Genomic DNA, 16,566 nt, shown 5'->3' on the forward strand with positions numbered 1-16,566 from the left:
CGGTGCCCAGAGCCGATACCACCGAGGAGACGGAGGAGACACACGCACATGGGCATCTGGATCACGGACCCGGACGAGACGTTCCTCGCCCGTGGTCCCGTCACGTTCGCCACCGGCGCCGCCCCGCGGGTCAAAGGAATGCGCTGGTTCCGTGACACCGAGCGCAACGACATTCAGGGGGAGCTTCCCGGCTGGCCCGAAGGGCCGGTCTACACGCAACACTCCACGGGTGGTTCGCTCGCGCGGAGGGCCGGGAAGGGCGCGGTACTCGGGCTCGGTGTCGCCGTCATGGCCGTCCTGAGTGCCGCCGGCGGCAACCTCAGCGGCGACTACGGGCCGGACTCCGGATCCGACACCCCTGACGACCCCGCCGACGAAGTCGAGGACTTCCCCGTCATGTGGGCAGCTCCTGGAACACTCGCCCGCACTCTGCCCTGGCAACTGGACCCGGGGCGCTCGGACGAGAAGCGCTACCGCACGCAGGCGATCGTCACCGACCGACGTCTGGTCGTCGTGGGCTTTCCCTTCTCCAAGAAGGAGCAGTCGAAGATCGAGGACGAAGTCCTCTGGGAGACGCCCCGCTCCACGATCGCCTCGGTCGACCGTCGGAACTTCCGGATCGGAACCGATCTGCGGATCCTGTTCACGGACGGCTCCTGGTGCAGACTCCGCTCCGTCTCGCGGCGCAAGCTCATCTGGCCTCTCACCGAGCCCCGCGGCTACGTCTCCTTGGAGTCACTCACCGACGACCAGCGAGCCACCGTCGAAGCCTTCATCGCCGACCGGGGCCCGGAGGACGAAGCTCCATTGATCACGCAGAACCCTTGCGGTTGCTATCAGGTACGCGCGGTGGACCAGCTAGAAGTGAACGCGGACTTCGGTGTCCTCGAAAGGAACATGGTCATGGATGCCAATGGAGTGGAGGTCGAGCCGGTCGCGTATCACCCGGAGGATTTCCCCAGCTGACTCACCCGAATCCGCACCCTGCCCCTGAATCGACCAGGACAGCTCCTCATGCCCCTCCCCCTCCTCGAGCAAGACCCCCCACCCATCTGGTTCCACGTCCCCGACGGCTTCTACGCCCTCCCCCTCGCCGCCACCCCGGAGGAACGCGCCGAGAAGGCGGAGGAGTTCGTCCGCGGCCTCTACTCCCAGGGGGACGAACGCGTCTGGGAACCCGCCGCCCCCTACTACGCCGGCCTCGCCGAACTCATGGCGGACACCGGGGTCTCCTACTCCGCGATGGGGCTCTTCTCCACCGCAGAGGAGGACGGCGACGGCGACAGCCAGGACGGCGCGAAGACCGGGCACAACGGTGCCGACGGTGTGGCCCAATGCGCCTTCACCGTCGCCGCCGTCCCCACCGACCAGGCTTCGGGCGACACGGAAACCGTCGCCCAAGGAATCCTCGCCGTCCTCTCCACCACCCCGCACAACGACGCCCGCTGGCTCGACCTCCCCTGCGGCCCCGCCGTCTCCTGCGTCACCCTCACCGAGTACAAGCTGAACCCGGAGATCACCACGACCGGCGAGCCGACCGATCTCCTCACCGGCCAGATCCAGGTCCATGTCCCCTTCCCCACGGGCCCGTTCACCGCGATCTTCACACTCCACACCGCGTCCACGGACTACTGGACCGAGTTCTGCAACATCATGTCGGCGATCCTCCAGACGGTCTCCTTCACCGAACCGGAAGAAGGCGAAGCCGCTTAGCGACCGGATCCGGGTGTGACTTCGGCCCACAACAGCTTCCCGGCGTGCCCCGCCCCCATGCCGTACGCCCCCCAGCGGTCCGCACAAGCCCGCACGATGTGCAGCCCCCGCCCGTCCTCCGCCGTCTCCGGCGGCTGCCGGTCGAAGGCGCGGTCGTCCTCCCCGAACCCGGGTGGGATCTCCGGGTTGGAGTCCCACACGGCCACGCGGATCCCCTCCGGGGAGGAGGAGCGGAGGCGGAGGGCGTAGGGGCCGTCGGTGTGGCAGTGCGCGTTGTTGAGGAGTTCTCCTGCGAGGAGTTCGGCGGTGGGGGTGAGTTCGCCGAGTCCGTACGTCCCGAGGACCGCGCGGAGTGTGGCTCGGGCGATTCCCGGGGCGCGGGGATCGTGGGGGAGTTGGAGGGTGTAGGTCCAGGGCGGGACTACGGTTGTCATGGGATCGCCTTTCACGTCGGGGAGTTGCACGGTGTTGCCCAGTGACGGTGCCGCTCCGTCGAGCGGGGTACTTCCGGGCGAGTGGCCTGAGACACAGGCTAGGGATGCGCAAATACAATTTGCGCCCATTCCATGGAATGCAGTGCACAATCCCTCGTGTGAGTGACGAACCGAGCTGTCCCTAGGAGGAGTTGCATGGCCGGGAGGTCAGCGCCCACGGTCCGCCGCATCCGCGTCGCCACGGAACTTCGGCGACTCCGCGAGCATGCGGGGATAACCGCGACCGAGGCCTCGCGCGTCCTCGGGACCAGCCAGGGGCAGCTCAGCAACGTCGAGACCGCACGCTTCGGCGTGAGCGCGGCCCGCGTCCGTGCGATGGCTCGCAGCTACGACTGCTCGGACCAGGCCTTCATCGATGCCCTCGTCAACATGGCCGAGGACCGCACGCGCGGCTGGTGGGAGGAGTACCGCGAGATCCTGCCCGCCGGGCTGTTGGACCTCGCCGAGGTCGAGCACCACGCCACGCGCCTGAGTACCGCCGTCACCGTGCACATCCCCGGCCTGCTCCAGACCACCGACCACGCCCGCGAGCTGTTCCTCCAGGTCGTCCCCGAGCTCCCGCCCCCGGAGGTGGAACACCGGGTGTCGTTCCGCATCAAACGGCAAGCGGTCCTCTTCCGGGACCCGCCGACCCCGTATCGGGCGATCATCCACGAGGCCGCCCTGCGGATGCAGTTCGGCGGACCTGCCGTGACCAAGCGGCAGCTGCTCCACCTGCTGGAGATGAGCGAGCGCGAGCGCGTCACGATCCAGGTGCTCCCGTTCGCCGCCGGTTCCTTCCCGGGATCGGGGCAGTCCCTCTTCTACTCCGGTGGCGCCGTCCCCCGGCTCGACACCGTCCACCTCGATCAATCGCACGGCCCCGTGTTCCTCGACGCCGAGGCTCAGCTCTGCAAGTACCGCGTACTCCTTGAACGTATGGAAGCCCAAGCGCTCCCGCCCACGCAGTCGCAAGACCTCATCCGCAGCATCGTCCAGACCTTGTGAAGGGAACCGAGATGACCATGCTCATGTGGCAGAAGTCCTCCTACTGCGGCGAGGGCGACTCGTGCGTACATGTCGCAGCGACAGCGACCGGCACGGTCCATCTCACCGAAAGCAGCGACCCCACCACCGCGATACTCCACACCACCCCCACGGCCTTCGCCGCCCTGCTCCGCACCGCGAAGGCGCGGCCCGCGGGCGCCGGGACGGCATGAGCCCCACCGGCACAGAAAGGACGCAGACCCCAGCCATGACCGAGAAGCCCCGCATCCCCACCGACCTCGACTGGACCCGCGCCGCCCCCGAGGACGAACAGGGCCCAGGGCCCTGGATCGAGATCGCCTTCGGCAAGGACGACGACGCCGTCTACCTCCGCGAGACCAGCGACCCGGACAACATCGTCACGACCAACCGCAAGAAGTGGGACGCCTTCGTACTCGGCGTACAGGCGGGCGAGTTCGACCACTTCGTGGAGGGCGTGGACAGCGTGGAAGGGCACTGACCTCTACGAACCTCTACTGACCTCCACACCGGCCTCCAAGGAAAACCAGTACTGGCACCCCGCCCACCCCCTGCTACCGTCCCGCCATGTCCGGACCAAGAGAACCCGTCACCCCCGCAGACGTCACCCACGCCGTCCGCCTCGCCGTAGCCACCCTCCGCCAGGCCCCGCCCGACGCCGACTGGAGCGTCAAGGCGGGCGGCATCGAATGGGACTGCTGGGAGACCGTCGAGCACCTCGCCGACGATCTGTTCGCGTACGCCGCTCAGCTCGGGCCCGAGACGCCGCCCCTGGACGGGGATGTGCCCTTCCTCTGGTACCACCGCAGGGAAGGCGGCCCCTCCAACGTCACCTTCGCGGACCGCGAGTCCGGCGTTCCCGGGCTGCTCCAGGTCCTGGAGTCGTGCGGGGCGCTCCTGACCGGCATGGTCGCGACCACCGCGCCGACGGTCCGGGCCCACCACGCGTGGGGCGCATCCGACCCGGAGGGCTTCGCCGCGATGGGGATCGTGGAGACCCTCGTCCATACGTACGACATCGTCGGCGGCCTCGGCATCCGCGACGCCTGGCGCCCGCCCGCCGACCTCTGCGCACGCGTCCTGCACCGCCTCTTCCCCGACGCCCCCACCGACACCGCCCCCTGGCCCACCCTCCTGTGGGCGACCGGACGCGGCGAGCTCCCGGGGCGGGCCCGGCTCACCACGTGGCGCTGGTACGGGGAGGCCGGGGACTGACCCCGGTCCCCGGAGGCACCCGCTCCGGTATGCCGGGACACGTCCCGGGAGCACGTCCCAGGAGCACGTCCCAGGCGAGGAGTGTTCTCGCAGGTCAGAGATAGTTCTGGCATTCCAGTGTCCCCCGTCGTCCAGCTTTCCTTGCCCCGGGTCCAGGCCGACCGCTTCGCTGTTTCCAGGGCCGGTCACCACGGCCTCGTACCGCCACCGCCCGGCCGCTCGGATCACCAACGGGCGCGGCTCGGCACCACCAACCTGACGGGGACACCATGAAGATCGCGCACGCCTCGAAGACCCTTCTCGCCGGCCTCGCGCTGCTCGGCTCGCTCTCACTCACCGCGTGCAACGGTGACGACGGCACGGACGCCGCGGGCTCCGGCGACTCGGTGCCGAGCGCGTCGGCGGGCCAGGACGCCGGCAAGGGGACCGGCGGCAGCGAGACGGGCGGCAACGGTACGGGCGGCAGCGGCGGCTCCTCGGACGGCAAGGGCACCGGCTCGGGCGGCACGGGCGGCTCGGGCGGTAGCGACACCGGCACCGCCGCCGGTACCGGCTCCAACGAGAACGGCAAGGTCGGCATCTGCCGCAGCGACGAGCTCGAGGTCTCCGCCGTGGACAACACGATCGGCAAGGAAGGCACCGTCACCGTCGCCTTCAAGAACGGCGGCGGCCGCGACTGCACCATCAACGGCTTCGCGGGCGTCGACCTGAAGACGGCGGCGGGCGACACCATCGCCGGGGAGCGCAACGACGAAAAGCCGCGGACCGACGTCCTCAAGGACGGCGAGACCGCCGCCTTCAACATCGGCTTCCCGGTGAACGACTCCGGCGGCTCCGGCGTACGCGTCTCCAAGATCCTGGTGACCCCGCCGAACGAGACCAAGACGGTCACCGTCGACTGGCCCGCGGGCTCCCTCCCGGCCGAGAACCCGGACTCCCAGGCCCTCACCGGGCCGATCATGCTCAGCCCGGTCGGCAAGGTCAGCGACTCCCCGGCCGGCTGACCACCCGTATCACCCGCATCGCCCGAGTGACCCTTGTGGCCTGGGAGAACTCCCCGGTCACAAGGGTCGAACCCGCTCCCCCCACATCCCCCGCAGCCGATTGACGCGTCCCCAACCTTCCCCGAAGGTAGGGGAATTGGGCGTTATGCGACTGCCGGGCGCAGCCGCACGGCCGCACGGCTGGGGGGAGCCGACGATGGAACCCAGTGACCGGCATGCCACCGGACCGGGCGACGACGACACCACTCCGGGCCGGTTCGGTCCACCGCCCCCGATGCCCCCGCCGCCCCTGCTGCCGCCCCTCCCACCAAACCCGCCGCACGCATCACACGCGTCACACGCGTCACACGCGTCACTTCCGCCACACGCGGCGCTCCCGCCCGAAACCGGCCACCCCCTCACGCCCCTAGCCGTAGCCCTCCTCAACCTCACCGGACTCGGCCTCGGTTTCGTCCTGATACGGCGCTGGTTTCCAGCCATCCTCTGCTGCGCCGCGACCGCCGCTCTCCTCTTCATCGCGCTGCCCGCCGACGTCGACGGCGTCCCCGGCGGCGTACTCCTCGCCTACCTCGCCCTCCTGGTCATCGCCGCCGCCACAGGCGCCCGCCTGGCGACCCGGACGTCCGGCCGCGGGCGCGTGCGCGGCCCGCTCGCCGTCGGGCTCGGCGTCGTCCTGCTCGCCGTGCCCGCAGGCGCCGCCTTCGCGTACGAGGGCGCGCGCGACGAGGCCGTGGAGCAGATGCTCCTCGACCGCCTGGACCGGGCGGACCGCATCGTCGCCGGTCTGGCAGGCGAGCCCTTCGACGGCCCGGCGGGACACGGGAACAAGCAGCGGTACGCGAAGGCCATGGACATCTACCGCGGGCTCGCCGACGACCACCCCGGGTCCAAGGCCGCCGACCGGCTGCCCGAGAGCCTCGACGCGTACTACAAGACCGCCGCCGCGCCGTACGCCGCGAAGAAGTACTGCGACGCCATCAGCCCCCTCAAGCACCTGCGGACCGTCCCCGCCACCCTCGGCAAGGACCGGCTCGGCGCGCTCGCCACCTGGCCCGACGGGCGCCTGGCCACCTCCCTCTACGAGTGCGGCGCGGCCGGAATCGGCCGGTCGGCCGCCGAAGGGCCGCTCGGCGAACTGCTGCGCACCTTCCCCGATTCGGACCAGGCCGCGAAGGTCGAGCCCGCGCTGCGCGCCGCGATCACCGCCCGCGAGGCCGACCTCAAGGGCTCCGAGCCCTGCCCCGCCGTGGACGAGCTGCGGGCCATCGGCACCACGGCGAGCGGCCTGCCCAGCGGCACGGTCGACGCCGACGCGCTGCGCGGCGCCACCGACCGCGCCGTGGAGCGGGGCGTCTACGCCTGCGGAGTCGACGAGTTCCGGGACGACCGGTTCGCCGACGCGGCCCGGACGATGAAGGACTTCGCCGCGAAGTACCCGGACAACAAGAAGCACCGGCGCGCCGGGGACATCGCCGTCGCCGCCGAGATCGCCGGGGTCCGGCCGAGCGCGGGCCGCCACCTGCCCCCGGCCCGCCACGCCCGCGGTGCCACCGTCGACCTCGTCGTCGCCAACCTCGGCCCCGGCGAGCTGGAGGTCCTCTACACCGGCCCCACCACCGGCCGCGTCACGCTGAAGGACTGCACGTCGTGCCGGATCTTCGCCGACAAGCCGCAGGGCGACAAGGCGTGCCGGGCGGGCGTGTCCGGCTACCCGAGGACGACCCTGCGGCTGCCCGCGGGCGAGTACCACTTCCTCTACAAGCGGGCAGCCGTCAGCGACCGTGCGGCAGGTGCCAGGCTCAGTACGTCGTACCGCTACACCGACTGCTCGTTCGTGACCCGCGGGACCGCCGGGCTCGGGCTGACTTAACACCTGGTCAGAACACCTGGTCAGAGGCGCGCCGGGCCGTCATTGCCCGGCGTCATCCTGCGTGATACACAGAGTGACCAGACCTCACTCACGAGAAAACATACGAAGTCAGCCAACGAATGGCGCCAAGGCGGCATGCGCGGGCCCGATTGTCGGCGAGAATGAGCTGTCCTCTGCACCGAGGTAGGCAGAGGAGCCAGAACAACCCACTAGGGGCGGTGAGTTACACATGCTTATGGCAGCCGAAAAGGGCGACATCACCACCATCATCGGCGGGATCGCCCCCGACTGGGGTCCCTTCGGGAGCCTGGGCAACGAGGCACGCGTGATGATCGAGGTCGTGATGGCGATCGCCATCCTCCTCTGTCTCGGCATTGCGATCTGGGGCGCGGCGAAGCAACGCATCGGCGCGACGGCGCTGCGCGACACCTTCAGCGCGGAGCAGGGCAAAGGCCTGATCATCGCGGGCCTGACCGGCGTCTTCATCATCGGTTCGCTCGGCACGCTGTTCACCATCGTGTACGGCATGGCGGTCTAGCGGTCCCACCCGCCCGACCGGAACCTTTCCCCACGTCCCCCACGTCCCTCCCCACGTCCCCTCTCTCCCCACGTCCCCTCCTCTCCCTGTCCCCCTCTCCCCACCCGTCCGTCGTGCCCACCGGCTGAGGTTGCAACTCCCTGATGTCGAGTCACCACACCGCGCCCGCGCGGGAACCCGCACGGCTACCGTCGTACATGTCCCACGTGGCGGTTCAGCGAGAGCTTGAGGGGGCATGCGCGGCATGAGTCCCGACGACGAGCGGAACGACGGCCTCTTCGGCGGCACGGGAGAGACCAGGACGCGGCTCCCCGAGGGGGAGGGCGGTGGCGACGACGTCTACGGCGGCGCGCGCAGATCCGGCCGCGGCGGCGGGCGGTCCTCGTCGCGCAGTCTGGTCACTGTCGTGGGCGTGGTGGTGCTGCTGATCGCGGCGATCGCGTTCGCCAACCGGGGGGACGAGTCCTCTTCGGGGGGTGGGGACGGGAAGAAGGCGGGGTCGTCGGCGACGGCCCCTACCGGGGAGAAGCCGGTGGAGGGCAAGAACTCGGGGATTCCTTCGGGGTTCGCGCATGATGAGCAGGGGGCGCAGAGTGCCGCGGCGAACTACGCGGTCTCGTTGGGCTCGGCCGAGATGTTCGACAAGAACCAGCGTCACGGCATCGTGGACGCGGTCTACACCCCGGACGAGGCGGCCAAGCGTCAGTCCTCGCTGGACAAGGTGTACTCGAGCGAGAAGTTCCTGACGAACATCGGTCTGAACGCCGACGGCTCCGCGCCCAAGAACACGCAGTTCGTTTCGCGCATCATCCCCGTGGGCACCAAGGCCACGAAGTTCAGCGGCGACAGAGCAACCGTCGAGATCTGGTACTCGTCCCTCTTCGGCCTGGCGGGCGAGGACACCAAGAACCCGGTGTCGGAGAGCTGGTTCACGAACACCTACGAGCTGCGGTGGGTCGACGGCGACTGGAAGGTCGCCGACTTCCGGCAGAAGGACGGCCCCGTCCCGGTCGGCCGCGACCAGCGGGCGTCCACAGCCGACGACATGGCGAAGGCAGTGGAGCAGTTCGGAGGGTTCACTTATGCCCGGTAGCGCCCGACGCCGCACCCTCACGCTCGCCGCCGCCTTCACCACGGTGCAGACGTCGGCCGTGCTGCTTGCCACCCGTGTCTTCGCGGCACCGGATCCCAAGCCTTCCGACAACCCGTGCGACCTCATCCGCGGGCCCGCGAAGGAGTACTGCGAGAAGGGGCAGGACAGCGGAGGCGGTGGAAAGTACCCCGCCTCTCCCCCCATCACCTCCGACCTCGACCCCCTACGCGCCCTCGCAAAGGGCTGCGCAGACGCCGCCTCCTGGACCGTGGACAAACTCTCCGAAGCCGTGAAGGACACCGCCAACGTCGACTTCACCAACGACAAGTTCCTCCAGCAGTACGCCGTCGTCTTCGCCGCCTCCACCATCCTGACCCTCCTCCTGTGGCTGCTCGCCGTGGCGAAGAGGGCGGTGCGGGGGGTCCCGCTCACCACCGCCCTGTCCGAGGCCATCGGCTTCCTCTGGCTCACCGTCCTCGCCTCCGCCTTCACGCCGCTGATCCTCTACACCGTCGTCTCGGCGACCGACGGCGTGTCGGACGTCATCGCGAAGGCGACAGGGGGGCAGACCGACCAGTTCTTCGGGACGTTCTCGGGTGCGCTGAAGAAGGGGGAGGACATCGGCGGCGGACCGATCATGCTGATCGTGGTCTCGCTGGTGTCGATCCTCGCCGCAGGTGTCCTGTGGCTGGAGCTCGTCATCAGGGCCGCGCTGCTCTACGTAGGAGCGCTCCTCGGCACCGTCGTGTACGCGGGGCTCGTCGACAAGAACCTGTGGGGGCACGTCCGGCGCTGGGCCGGGATCATGATCGCGGTGATCCTCGTGAAACCCATCATCGTGATCGTGCTCGGCCTCGCGGGCGCGCTCTCCGCCGACGACGGCCCCGACTCGTTCTCCGCCGTCGTCTCCGGGCTCTCGATCATCCTGCTCGCCATCTTCGCGAGCGCCATGATCTACCGTTTCGTACCGGGCTTCGGCGACGAGATCGCCAACTCCCGCAACAACCGCATCATGGGCGGCGCCGAGAACAAGGCCGCCGCCGTGATCAGCTCCCCCGCCTCCCTCGTCTCCCAGGGCATCAAGACCCACAGCTCCCGGGGGAACGGCGGCGGCAACCAGGGCGGCAACAACACCAGCCAGGCGCGGCCCGCCAACCCCGCCAGCGGCGGTGTCGCCGCCCACAGCAGCCGACCCGCCGCAGGCGGGGGCGGCGGCTCATCGAACGGCGGCGGATCTGTCCCCTCCGCCGCACCCCCGCCGCGCAGCAGCGCGACGAACTCGCCGCACTCGGGCAACCGGGGCGGCGCCCGCAACAGCAGTACCAACCGCTCGGGAGGTGAAGGGCGTTGACGACCCAGTCCCACGTGTCCCAGCCGGTCGCGCCCCGCCGCACATATCTGATCGGCCGCGCCCGGCCGAACGCGATCGTCGGCAAGAACCGCGAGACCGGGGAGATCGCCCTGATCATCGCGGGGGCGTTCCTCGGCATGATGTGCGGGCTCCTCGTCCCCGTCCTCTCCCTGCGCATCGTGCTGCTCATGGGCTTCCCGATGCTCGCCATCGCGGCGGTGTACGTCCCGTACAAGCACCGCACGTTCTACAAGTGGTTCGAGATCAACCGCAGTTACAAGCGGTCCCTCAAGCGCGGTACCACCTACCGCTCCGCCGCCCCCGAGGCGGGCGTCAGGGCCGACGGAAGGGAAGTCGAGGTCGGGCCGCCGCCCGGCATCGGCCGCATCAACTGGCTGGCCGCGCCGTTCGGCCCCGACGAGATCGCCGTGCTGCTGCACGCGGACCGGCGGACCGTCACCGCGGCCATCGAGATCGAGGGCCCGGGCGTGGGGCTTCGCGACTCCGAGGACCAGGAAGCGCTCGTCGACCGGTTCGGCACGCTCCTCAAGCACGTCGCGAACGGCGACGGCTTCGTGACGCGGCTCCAGATGCTCGCCCGTACGCTGCCCGCCGACCCGGACGCGCACGCCAAGGACGTCAGCCAGCGCGGCGACGACCGGGCGCTGCCCTGGCTCAAGGGCTCCTACGACCAGCTGCAGTCGATGGTGTCCACCAGCAGCGAGCAGCACCGCGCCTACCTCGTCGCCTGCATGCACTACTCCCGCGAGCTGGCCGGTGAGGCGCAGGCGATGGCCCGCGCGGCACGCCCGCAGGGCGGCAGGAAGCTCGACAAGGACGCCGGACTCGCCGTGGTCATGGCGCGCGAGCTGACCGACATCTGCTCGCGCCTCCAGGAGGCCGACATCCGCGTACGGCAACCGCTCGGCCAGGGCCGCCTCGCCTCCCTCGTGCACTCCATGTACGACCCGGACCACCCCATCGACCACATCCAGGCGATGACGAAGCGCAACGCCTGGCCCGCCGAGCTCGACGCCATGGAGGCGACCTACCTCCAGGCCAAGACCCGCGAGTCCTCGACGCGCGCGCCCTGGTGCCACTCCACGGCCTGGGTGAAGGAGTGGCCGATGACGCCGGTCGGCGTGAACTTCCTGGCGCCGCTGCTCGTGCACACCCCGGACGTGATCCGCACGGTCGCCGTCACGATGGACCTCGAACCCACCGAGGTCGCCATCGAGCGGATGCTGACGGAGAAGACGAACGACGAGGCCGAGGCCAGCCGCCAGGCCAAGATGAACCGCACCGTCGACCCCCGCGACATCGCCTCGCACTCCCGCCTCGACCAGCGCGGCGAGGACCTGGCGAGCGGCGCGGCGGGCGTCAACCTGGTCGGCTACATCACGGTGTCGTCCCGCTCCCCGGAGGCACTCGCGCGCGACAAGCGCACCATCCGCGCCTCAGCGGGCAAGTCGTATCTGAAGCTGGAGTGGTGCGACCGCGAGCACCACAGGGCCTTCGTGAATACGCTGCCGTTCGCGACCGGCATCCGACGCTAGACGTAGAGGCAGGCTGCTGAGATGCGGGATCCGCTGACCATCCTCACGGACGCCTTCACGTCCTTCCTGTTCGGGAAGGTCGAGACGACCAGGCTGCCGGTGCGCACGTCGACGGGGCAGGCCCAGGCGGTCTACCTGCCGACGGCCGCGCCGGGGCTCGGCGACTCCGGCGTGATCATCGGGCGCGAGGTCTACTCCGGCAAGGGCTACATCTACGACCCCTTCATGCTGTACGGGCAGCAGCTCCCCGCCCCGCACTGGCTGGTGCTCGGCGAGTCAGGCAACGGCAAGTCGGCGCTTGAGAAGACGTACGTCCTTCGGCAGTTGAGGTTCAAGGACCGCCAGGTCGTGGTCCTGGACGCACAGGGTGAGGACGGCGTCGGCGAATGGAACCTCATCGCCCAGGAGCTGGGGATAACTCCCATCCGGCTCGACCCGACGGCCGCCCTGGACATGGGGATCCGGCTGAACCCGCTCGACCCCGCGATCACGACGACGGGCCAGCTCGCGCTATTGAGGACCATCATCGAGGTCGCCATGGGGCACGGGCTCGACGAGCGCTCGGGCTTCGCGCTGAAGGTCGCCCACGCGTACGTCAACGAGACCATCGTGGAGCGTCAGCCCGTCCTCACCGACATCGTCGAGCAGCTCCGGCACCCCGAGCCGGAGTCGGCCGAGGCGATGAACGTCGCCATAGACGACGTGCGGGCCTGGGGCCTGGACGTGGCCCTGGTGCTCGACCGGCTGGTCGACGGTGACCTCAGGGGCATGTTCGACGGCCCCACGACGGTCGGCATCGACCTCGACGCCCCGCTGATCGTCTTCGACCTCTCGCACATCGACCGGAACTCCATCGCGATGCCGATCCTGATGGCGATCGTCGGCGTGTGGCTGGAGCACACGTGGATCCGGCCCGACCGCAAGAAGCGCATCTTCCTGGTGGAGGAGGCGTGGCATATCATCAACTCCCCCTTCGTCGCGCAGCTGTTCCAGCGCCTGCTGAAGTTCGGCCGACGGCTCGGCCTGTCCTTCGTGGCGGTGGTGCACCACCTGAGCGACGTGGTGGACGGCGCGGCCGCCAAGGAGGCGGCGGCGATCCTGAAGATGGCCTCCACCCGGACGATCTACGCCCAGAAGGCGGACGAGGCGAGGGCGACGGGCCGGGTGCTCGGGCTCCCCAGGTGGGCGGTGGAGATCATCCCCACCCTCACCCCCGGCATCGCGGTCTGGGACGTGAACGGCAACGTGCAGGTGGTCAAGCACCTCATCACCGAGACGGAACGACCACTGGTCTTCACCGACCGCGCCATGACCGAGTCGTCGGCCGACCTCCCCGACGAGGGACCGACCGACGAGGCGATGCGGGCGGCCGAGCTGGAGGCGGAGCAGCGGGCGGCGTACATGGAGCAGCATGCGGGATGAGTGGGAGCGGGGCGGACGCAGAGTCCCGCAGCGGCCTGAACGGGGCATTCCCGACGGGGTGTTGGTGGGCTTCCTCGGGTTCCTGCTCGGGTCCACGGTGCTCGTCTGGTCCGCGACGGGCCTCGCGGGCTGGTTCGCCCACGGCTCCTGGCCCGAGCATGTGACCTTCGGTCATACGCCCCTTTCCGTACGCCACTTGGTGGGCCGGCCGCACGACCTGGCGGGCGCGTGGCCGCAGACGCCTCCGGGGCAGCTCTCCGGGTACGGCTTGTTCTGGGGCCTGTTCATCGGCCAGCTGATGATCCTCGTGGTGCTGACGATCTTCGTCATGGGGACGGTGGTGCGGTGGAGGGCGGTACGGAAGGCGCGGCGGGCTGAAGGGGGCGGGTCGGAGACATCGACGCCTCCGGTGACGGAACGGGTGGACGGGTGGGAGCCCCGTGCCGCAGGCGCGGAGCCCAGGGAGCCGGTCCCGACCGAGCGTCACGACGACCTCCGCGCCGGAGGCGTGGAGCACAGCGTCCCGGTGCCGACCGTGCCACCCCCTCGTACGCCCCTCGTACTGGGCGACCCCGCGACCCGCAGACCGCTGGCGCTACAAGCCATCCAGGACGCCGAGGGCGCAGCCCTGATCATCACCTCCGACCCCACCCTGTGGGCGGAGACGAAGGACGCGCGGGCCAAGCTCGGCCCCGTCCTCCTCTACGACCCCTCGCACCTGTGCGACACCCCCGCCCGCATGCACTGGTCCCCCACCGCGGGCTGCGAGGACAAGGCGACAGCGGCCCACCGCGCGGCCGCCCTGCTCGCGCCGATAAGGCCGAGCGCCAAGCTGGACAGCGCCGTCGCGGACACCGCGGAGACCCTGATGCGCAGCTTCCTGCACGCGGCCGCGGTCGGCGACAAACCCATGAAGCACGTCCACCGCTGGTCCCAGGGCACCCAGGTCCAGGAGGCCGTACGCATCCTCCGTACGCACCCCAAGGCGTCATCGGGCGCAGCCGGTGAACTGGAGGCGGTCCTCACCGCCTACGCCGAACGCAAGGACATGGCACAGGAGTTGACCGCCCGCGCCCTCTCCGCCCTCTTCACCGTCCACGTACGCGAATCCTGCACCCCGAACCGAACTGATGCGCTCACCCTGGATTCCTTCGTCGATGAAGGGGGCACGCTTTTTGTGGTGGGTGAGGCGATCGAGGATCCCAAGTCCCGCCAAGGCCCGGGTGCCATGCCCTTGCTCACGGCACTCGCCTCCAGCGTGGTCGAGCACGGCCGGCGCATGGCCGAACGGTCATCCTCCGGTCGGCTCGACCCACCAGTGACGCTCGTCCTCGACGACGTCGCGGCGGTGGCTCCGCTGCCCGAGCTGCCGGAGCTGCTCACCACCGGCGCGGACCGCGGCCTGCCGACCCTGGCCCTGCTGCGCTCGCGGGAACAGGGACGTACGCGCTGGCCGGACAGCGAACTCCCCGCATAGTCACGGGGGTTCAGCGCTTGCCGCCGTCCACGTCCAGCGTCGTCCCCGTGGTGAACGTGTTCTCCATCAAGTACGCCGCGGCATGCGCGACCTCCTCCGCCGAGCCGGGCCGTCCGACCGGCAGCAGCCGCGCGATCTCCGCACGGTAGGCGCCGTGCTCCTCGGGGGACATGAGGTGCGCGTGCGTATCGGTCGGCCCCGGCGCGACCGCGTTGACCCGCAGCGGCGCCAGCTCGATGGCGAGGGACTTCACGGCGGCCTCGACCGCGCCGTTGACCGCGGCGAAGGCGAAGTAGCCGGGGTCGACCTTCCGGTAGAGGTATCCGGAGACGAGCGTGACCGACCCCGTCTCCTTCGGGACGTACGGCAGCGCGGCCCGCAGGCACCGGTACTGCCCCCACCACTTGACCTCGAAGAACTGCCGCACCCGCGCCTCGGTGAGCTCCTCGAAGGGCGCGACCACGGCCCCTGACGCACAGGTGAAGAGGTGGTCGATGGTGCCGACCGACCCCATGACCTCCTCCACCGCCGCCCCGTCGGTGACGTCGAGTGCGCGGAACTCGGCCTCCGAGCCCGTCAGTTCGGCGATCCGCTCGGCCTGCGGACGCACGACGTCCGCGCTGCGGTCGGTGAGCACGACGCGGGCGCCGCGCCGTGCGACGAGTTCGGCGGTCGCGAGACCGATGCCGCTGCCCGCGCCCGTGATGACGACTGTACTGCCGGAGAGATTCACACGAACCACATTCCCTTTGATTCCCAAGCGAACGACCTTTGTCACTTCGAGTCTCACAGCAGTACGACACCTGAGCCTTGGAATTCCCGGTGCATAATCGTGCGATGCACGATGACGCAAAGGGGCCAGGAACCGGCTGCCACTGCACCGACACCGCCCAGGCCCCCTGCGCCGACGGCCTCAGCCGCTACCGCGCCGCGGTCGTCAAGGGCTGCCTGCCGCGCGCGACAGCGCCCCACTGCCTCGTACGCCTCGGTCTGCTGACGCCTCCCCCGGACGACCCCGAAGTCCTCGTACCCGTGTCGCCCCATGTCGCCGAGACCGAACTCCTCCAACCCGTGAGGGACTTGCTCGACGCCCAGCAGGAGCGGCTGCGGTCCATCGGCTCCGGGTTCTCTCCGGTCCACGCGATCTACCGCGCCGCACGCCGCGAGTCCCAGGACTGGCTCACCCTCGTCGAGGGCGCGGACGCCGTCCCCGCGCTCCTGGAACAGGCCGTGCGCGACTGCCGCACCGAGCTCATGACGACCCTCCCCGCCCCCGCCCCCGTCCCGCCCGGCGTCACGCACCGGGCGCTGTACCCGCACGCGGCCCGCACCCACGCCGCGCGGTGGCGGCACATCCAGGACATCGAGCGGGCGGGCGGCCACGTCCGCACCCTGCAACAGCTCACCGGCCGCATGATCCTGTGCGACCGCACGACCGCCTACCTCTGCGACCAGGACGCGGGCGCCGTCGAGATCAGGCACCCCACCGTCGTCGCACACCTCGCCGCCGTCTTCGACGACGCCTGGGACCGGGCGAAACCGGTGGCGGAGCCGACCGCAGCCCGCCACCGCGAGCCGCTCATCGTCGACGAGGCCCGCCGCGCGGTCATGAAGCTCCTCGTCTCCGGCCTCACGGACGACGCGATCGCCCGCCGCCTCGGGGTGTCGCGGCGCACGGTCGCCGCCCATGTCGCCGCCATCTCCCGGGACTTGGGGTCACAGTCCCGGGCCCAGCTCGGCTATCTGATCGCCCGGGCGGACCCGGACCTCTGATCGCCCGGACGGACCCCGCGCTCTAGCCCGCCTCAGGGCCCCCGTCGTACCCGGG

The 16,566-nt window shown here is 70.2% G+C and carries 17 protein-coding genes; 15 read left to right on the forward strand and 2 right to left on the reverse strand.

Annotation, left to right across the window (positions count from 1 at the left end):
* The first annotated feature begins 48 nt into the window (after nucleotides 1-48).
* Nucleotides 49-966, forward strand: a complete 918-nt coding sequence (locus tag KY5_RS19335) for a hypothetical protein (protein ID WP_098243438.1) — start codon at nucleotides 49-51, stop codon at nucleotides 964-966.
* A 48-nt stretch (nucleotides 967-1,014) separates the two neighbouring features.
* Nucleotides 1,015-1,713, forward strand: coding sequence for a hypothetical protein (locus KY5_RS19340; RefSeq protein ID WP_098243439.1), 699 nt, complete (start codon nucleotides 1,015-1,017; stop codon nucleotides 1,711-1,713).
* On the opposite strand, the gene KY5_RS19345 is transcribed toward KY5_RS19340, so the two are convergent.
* Nucleotides 1,710-2,147, reverse strand: coding sequence for an ATP-binding protein (locus KY5_RS19345; protein WP_098247358.1), 438 nt, complete (start codon nucleotides 2,145-2,147; stop codon nucleotides 1,710-1,712). The two genes, KY5_RS19340 and KY5_RS19345, sit on opposite strands and share 4 nt — an antisense overlap.
* Before the next feature lie 195 nt (nucleotides 2,148-2,342).
* On the opposite strand from KY5_RS19345, the gene KY5_RS19350 reads away from it, so the two are divergent.
* The 12 genes from KY5_RS19350 (at nucleotide 2,343) to KY5_RS19405 (ending at nucleotide 14,738) form a co-directional block, all read left to right on the forward strand.
* Nucleotides 2,343-3,194 carry a helix-turn-helix domain-containing protein gene (locus KY5_RS19350; protein WP_098243440.1) on the forward strand — a complete coding sequence of 284 codons (852 nt, stop codon included), beginning with the start codon at nucleotides 2,343-2,345 and terminating at the stop codon, nucleotides 3,192-3,194.
* An 11-nt stretch (nucleotides 3,195-3,205) separates the two neighbouring features.
* Entirely contained in the window at nucleotides 3,206-3,406 is a 201-nt protein-coding gene (locus tag KY5_RS19355) for a DUF397 domain-containing protein (protein ID WP_098243441.1), read from the forward strand.
* Between the two features lie 35 nt (nucleotides 3,407-3,441).
* Nucleotides 3,442-3,693 carry a DUF397 domain-containing protein gene (locus KY5_RS19360; protein ID WP_098243442.1) on the forward strand — a complete coding sequence of 84 codons (252 nt, stop codon included), beginning with the start codon at nucleotides 3,442-3,444 and terminating at the stop codon, nucleotides 3,691-3,693.
* Nucleotides 3,694-3,779: 86 nt separating this feature from the next.
* A complete protein-coding gene (locus KY5_RS19365; RefSeq protein ID WP_098243443.1) occupies nucleotides 3,780-4,427 on the forward strand; it encodes a hypothetical protein in 648 nt (215 codons plus the stop codon).
* A gap of 269 nt (nucleotides 4,428-4,696) precedes the next feature.
* Nucleotides 4,697-5,431: a DUF4232 domain-containing protein gene (locus KY5_RS19370; protein ID WP_098243444.1), complete on the forward strand. Its 735-nt coding sequence runs from the start codon at nucleotides 4,697-4,699 to the stop codon at nucleotides 5,429-5,431.
* 196 nt (nucleotides 5,432-5,627) lie between these two features.
* Nucleotides 5,628-7,301, forward strand: a complete 1,674-nt coding sequence (locus KY5_RS19375; RefSeq protein ID WP_267894284.1) for a hypothetical protein — start codon at nucleotides 5,628-5,630, stop codon at nucleotides 7,299-7,301.
* 229 nt (nucleotides 7,302-7,530) lie between these two features.
* A complete protein-coding gene (locus KY5_RS19380) occupies nucleotides 7,531-7,839 on the forward strand; it encodes a hypothetical protein (protein WP_055570172.1) in 309 nt (102 codons plus the stop codon).
* A gap of 244 nt (nucleotides 7,840-8,083) precedes the next feature.
* Nucleotides 8,084-8,932, forward strand: coding sequence for a hypothetical protein (locus KY5_RS19385; RefSeq protein WP_098247360.1), 849 nt, complete (start codon nucleotides 8,084-8,086; stop codon nucleotides 8,930-8,932).
* A complete protein-coding gene (locus KY5_RS19390) occupies nucleotides 8,922-10,283 on the forward strand; it encodes a hypothetical protein (RefSeq protein WP_098243445.1) in 1,362 nt (453 codons plus the stop codon). Before KY5_RS19385 ends, KY5_RS19390 begins: the two co-directional genes overlap by 11 nt.
* Nucleotides 10,280-11,839 carry an SCO6880 family protein gene (locus tag KY5_RS19395; protein ID WP_199843150.1) on the forward strand — a complete coding sequence of 520 codons (1,560 nt, stop codon included), beginning with the start codon at nucleotides 10,280-10,282 and terminating at the stop codon, nucleotides 11,837-11,839. The genes KY5_RS19390 and KY5_RS19395 overlap by 4 nt, the downstream gene beginning before the upstream one ends.
* Before the next feature lie 21 nt (nucleotides 11,840-11,860).
* The gene (locus KY5_RS19400; protein ID WP_098243446.1) at nucleotides 11,861-13,261 is read left to right on the forward strand and encodes an ATP-binding protein; all 1,401 of its coding nucleotides are present in this window, start codon (nucleotides 11,861-11,863) and stop codon (nucleotides 13,259-13,261) included.
* Nucleotides 13,251-14,738: a type IV secretory system conjugative DNA transfer family protein gene (locus tag KY5_RS19405; RefSeq protein WP_098243447.1), complete on the forward strand. Its 1,488-nt coding sequence runs from the start codon at nucleotides 13,251-13,253 to the stop codon at nucleotides 14,736-14,738. The genes KY5_RS19400 and KY5_RS19405 overlap by 11 nt, the downstream gene beginning before the upstream one ends.
* 10 nt (nucleotides 14,739-14,748) lie before the next feature.
* Here the strand turns inward: KY5_RS19405 and KY5_RS19410 are convergent, their stop codons facing one another.
* Nucleotides 14,749-15,471 (reverse strand): SDR family NAD(P)-dependent oxidoreductase, encoded by a 723-nt coding sequence (locus tag KY5_RS19410; protein WP_159072555.1) that lies wholly within the window; start codon nucleotides 15,469-15,471, stop codon nucleotides 14,749-14,751.
* A 104-nt stretch (nucleotides 15,472-15,575) separates the two neighbouring features.
* On the opposite strand from KY5_RS19410, the gene KY5_RS19415 reads away from it, so the two are divergent.
* Entirely contained in the window at nucleotides 15,576-16,511 is a 936-nt protein-coding gene (locus KY5_RS19415) for a helix-turn-helix transcriptional regulator (RefSeq protein WP_098243449.1), read from the forward strand.
* The last annotated feature ends 55 nt before the right edge of the window (nucleotides 16,512-16,566 follow it).

The sequence above is a fragment of the Streptomyces formicae genome (assembly GCF_002556545.1).
In the GTDB taxonomy this organism is placed as follows: Bacteria; Actinomycetota; Actinomycetes; order Streptomycetales; family Streptomycetaceae; genus Streptomyces; species Streptomyces formicae_A.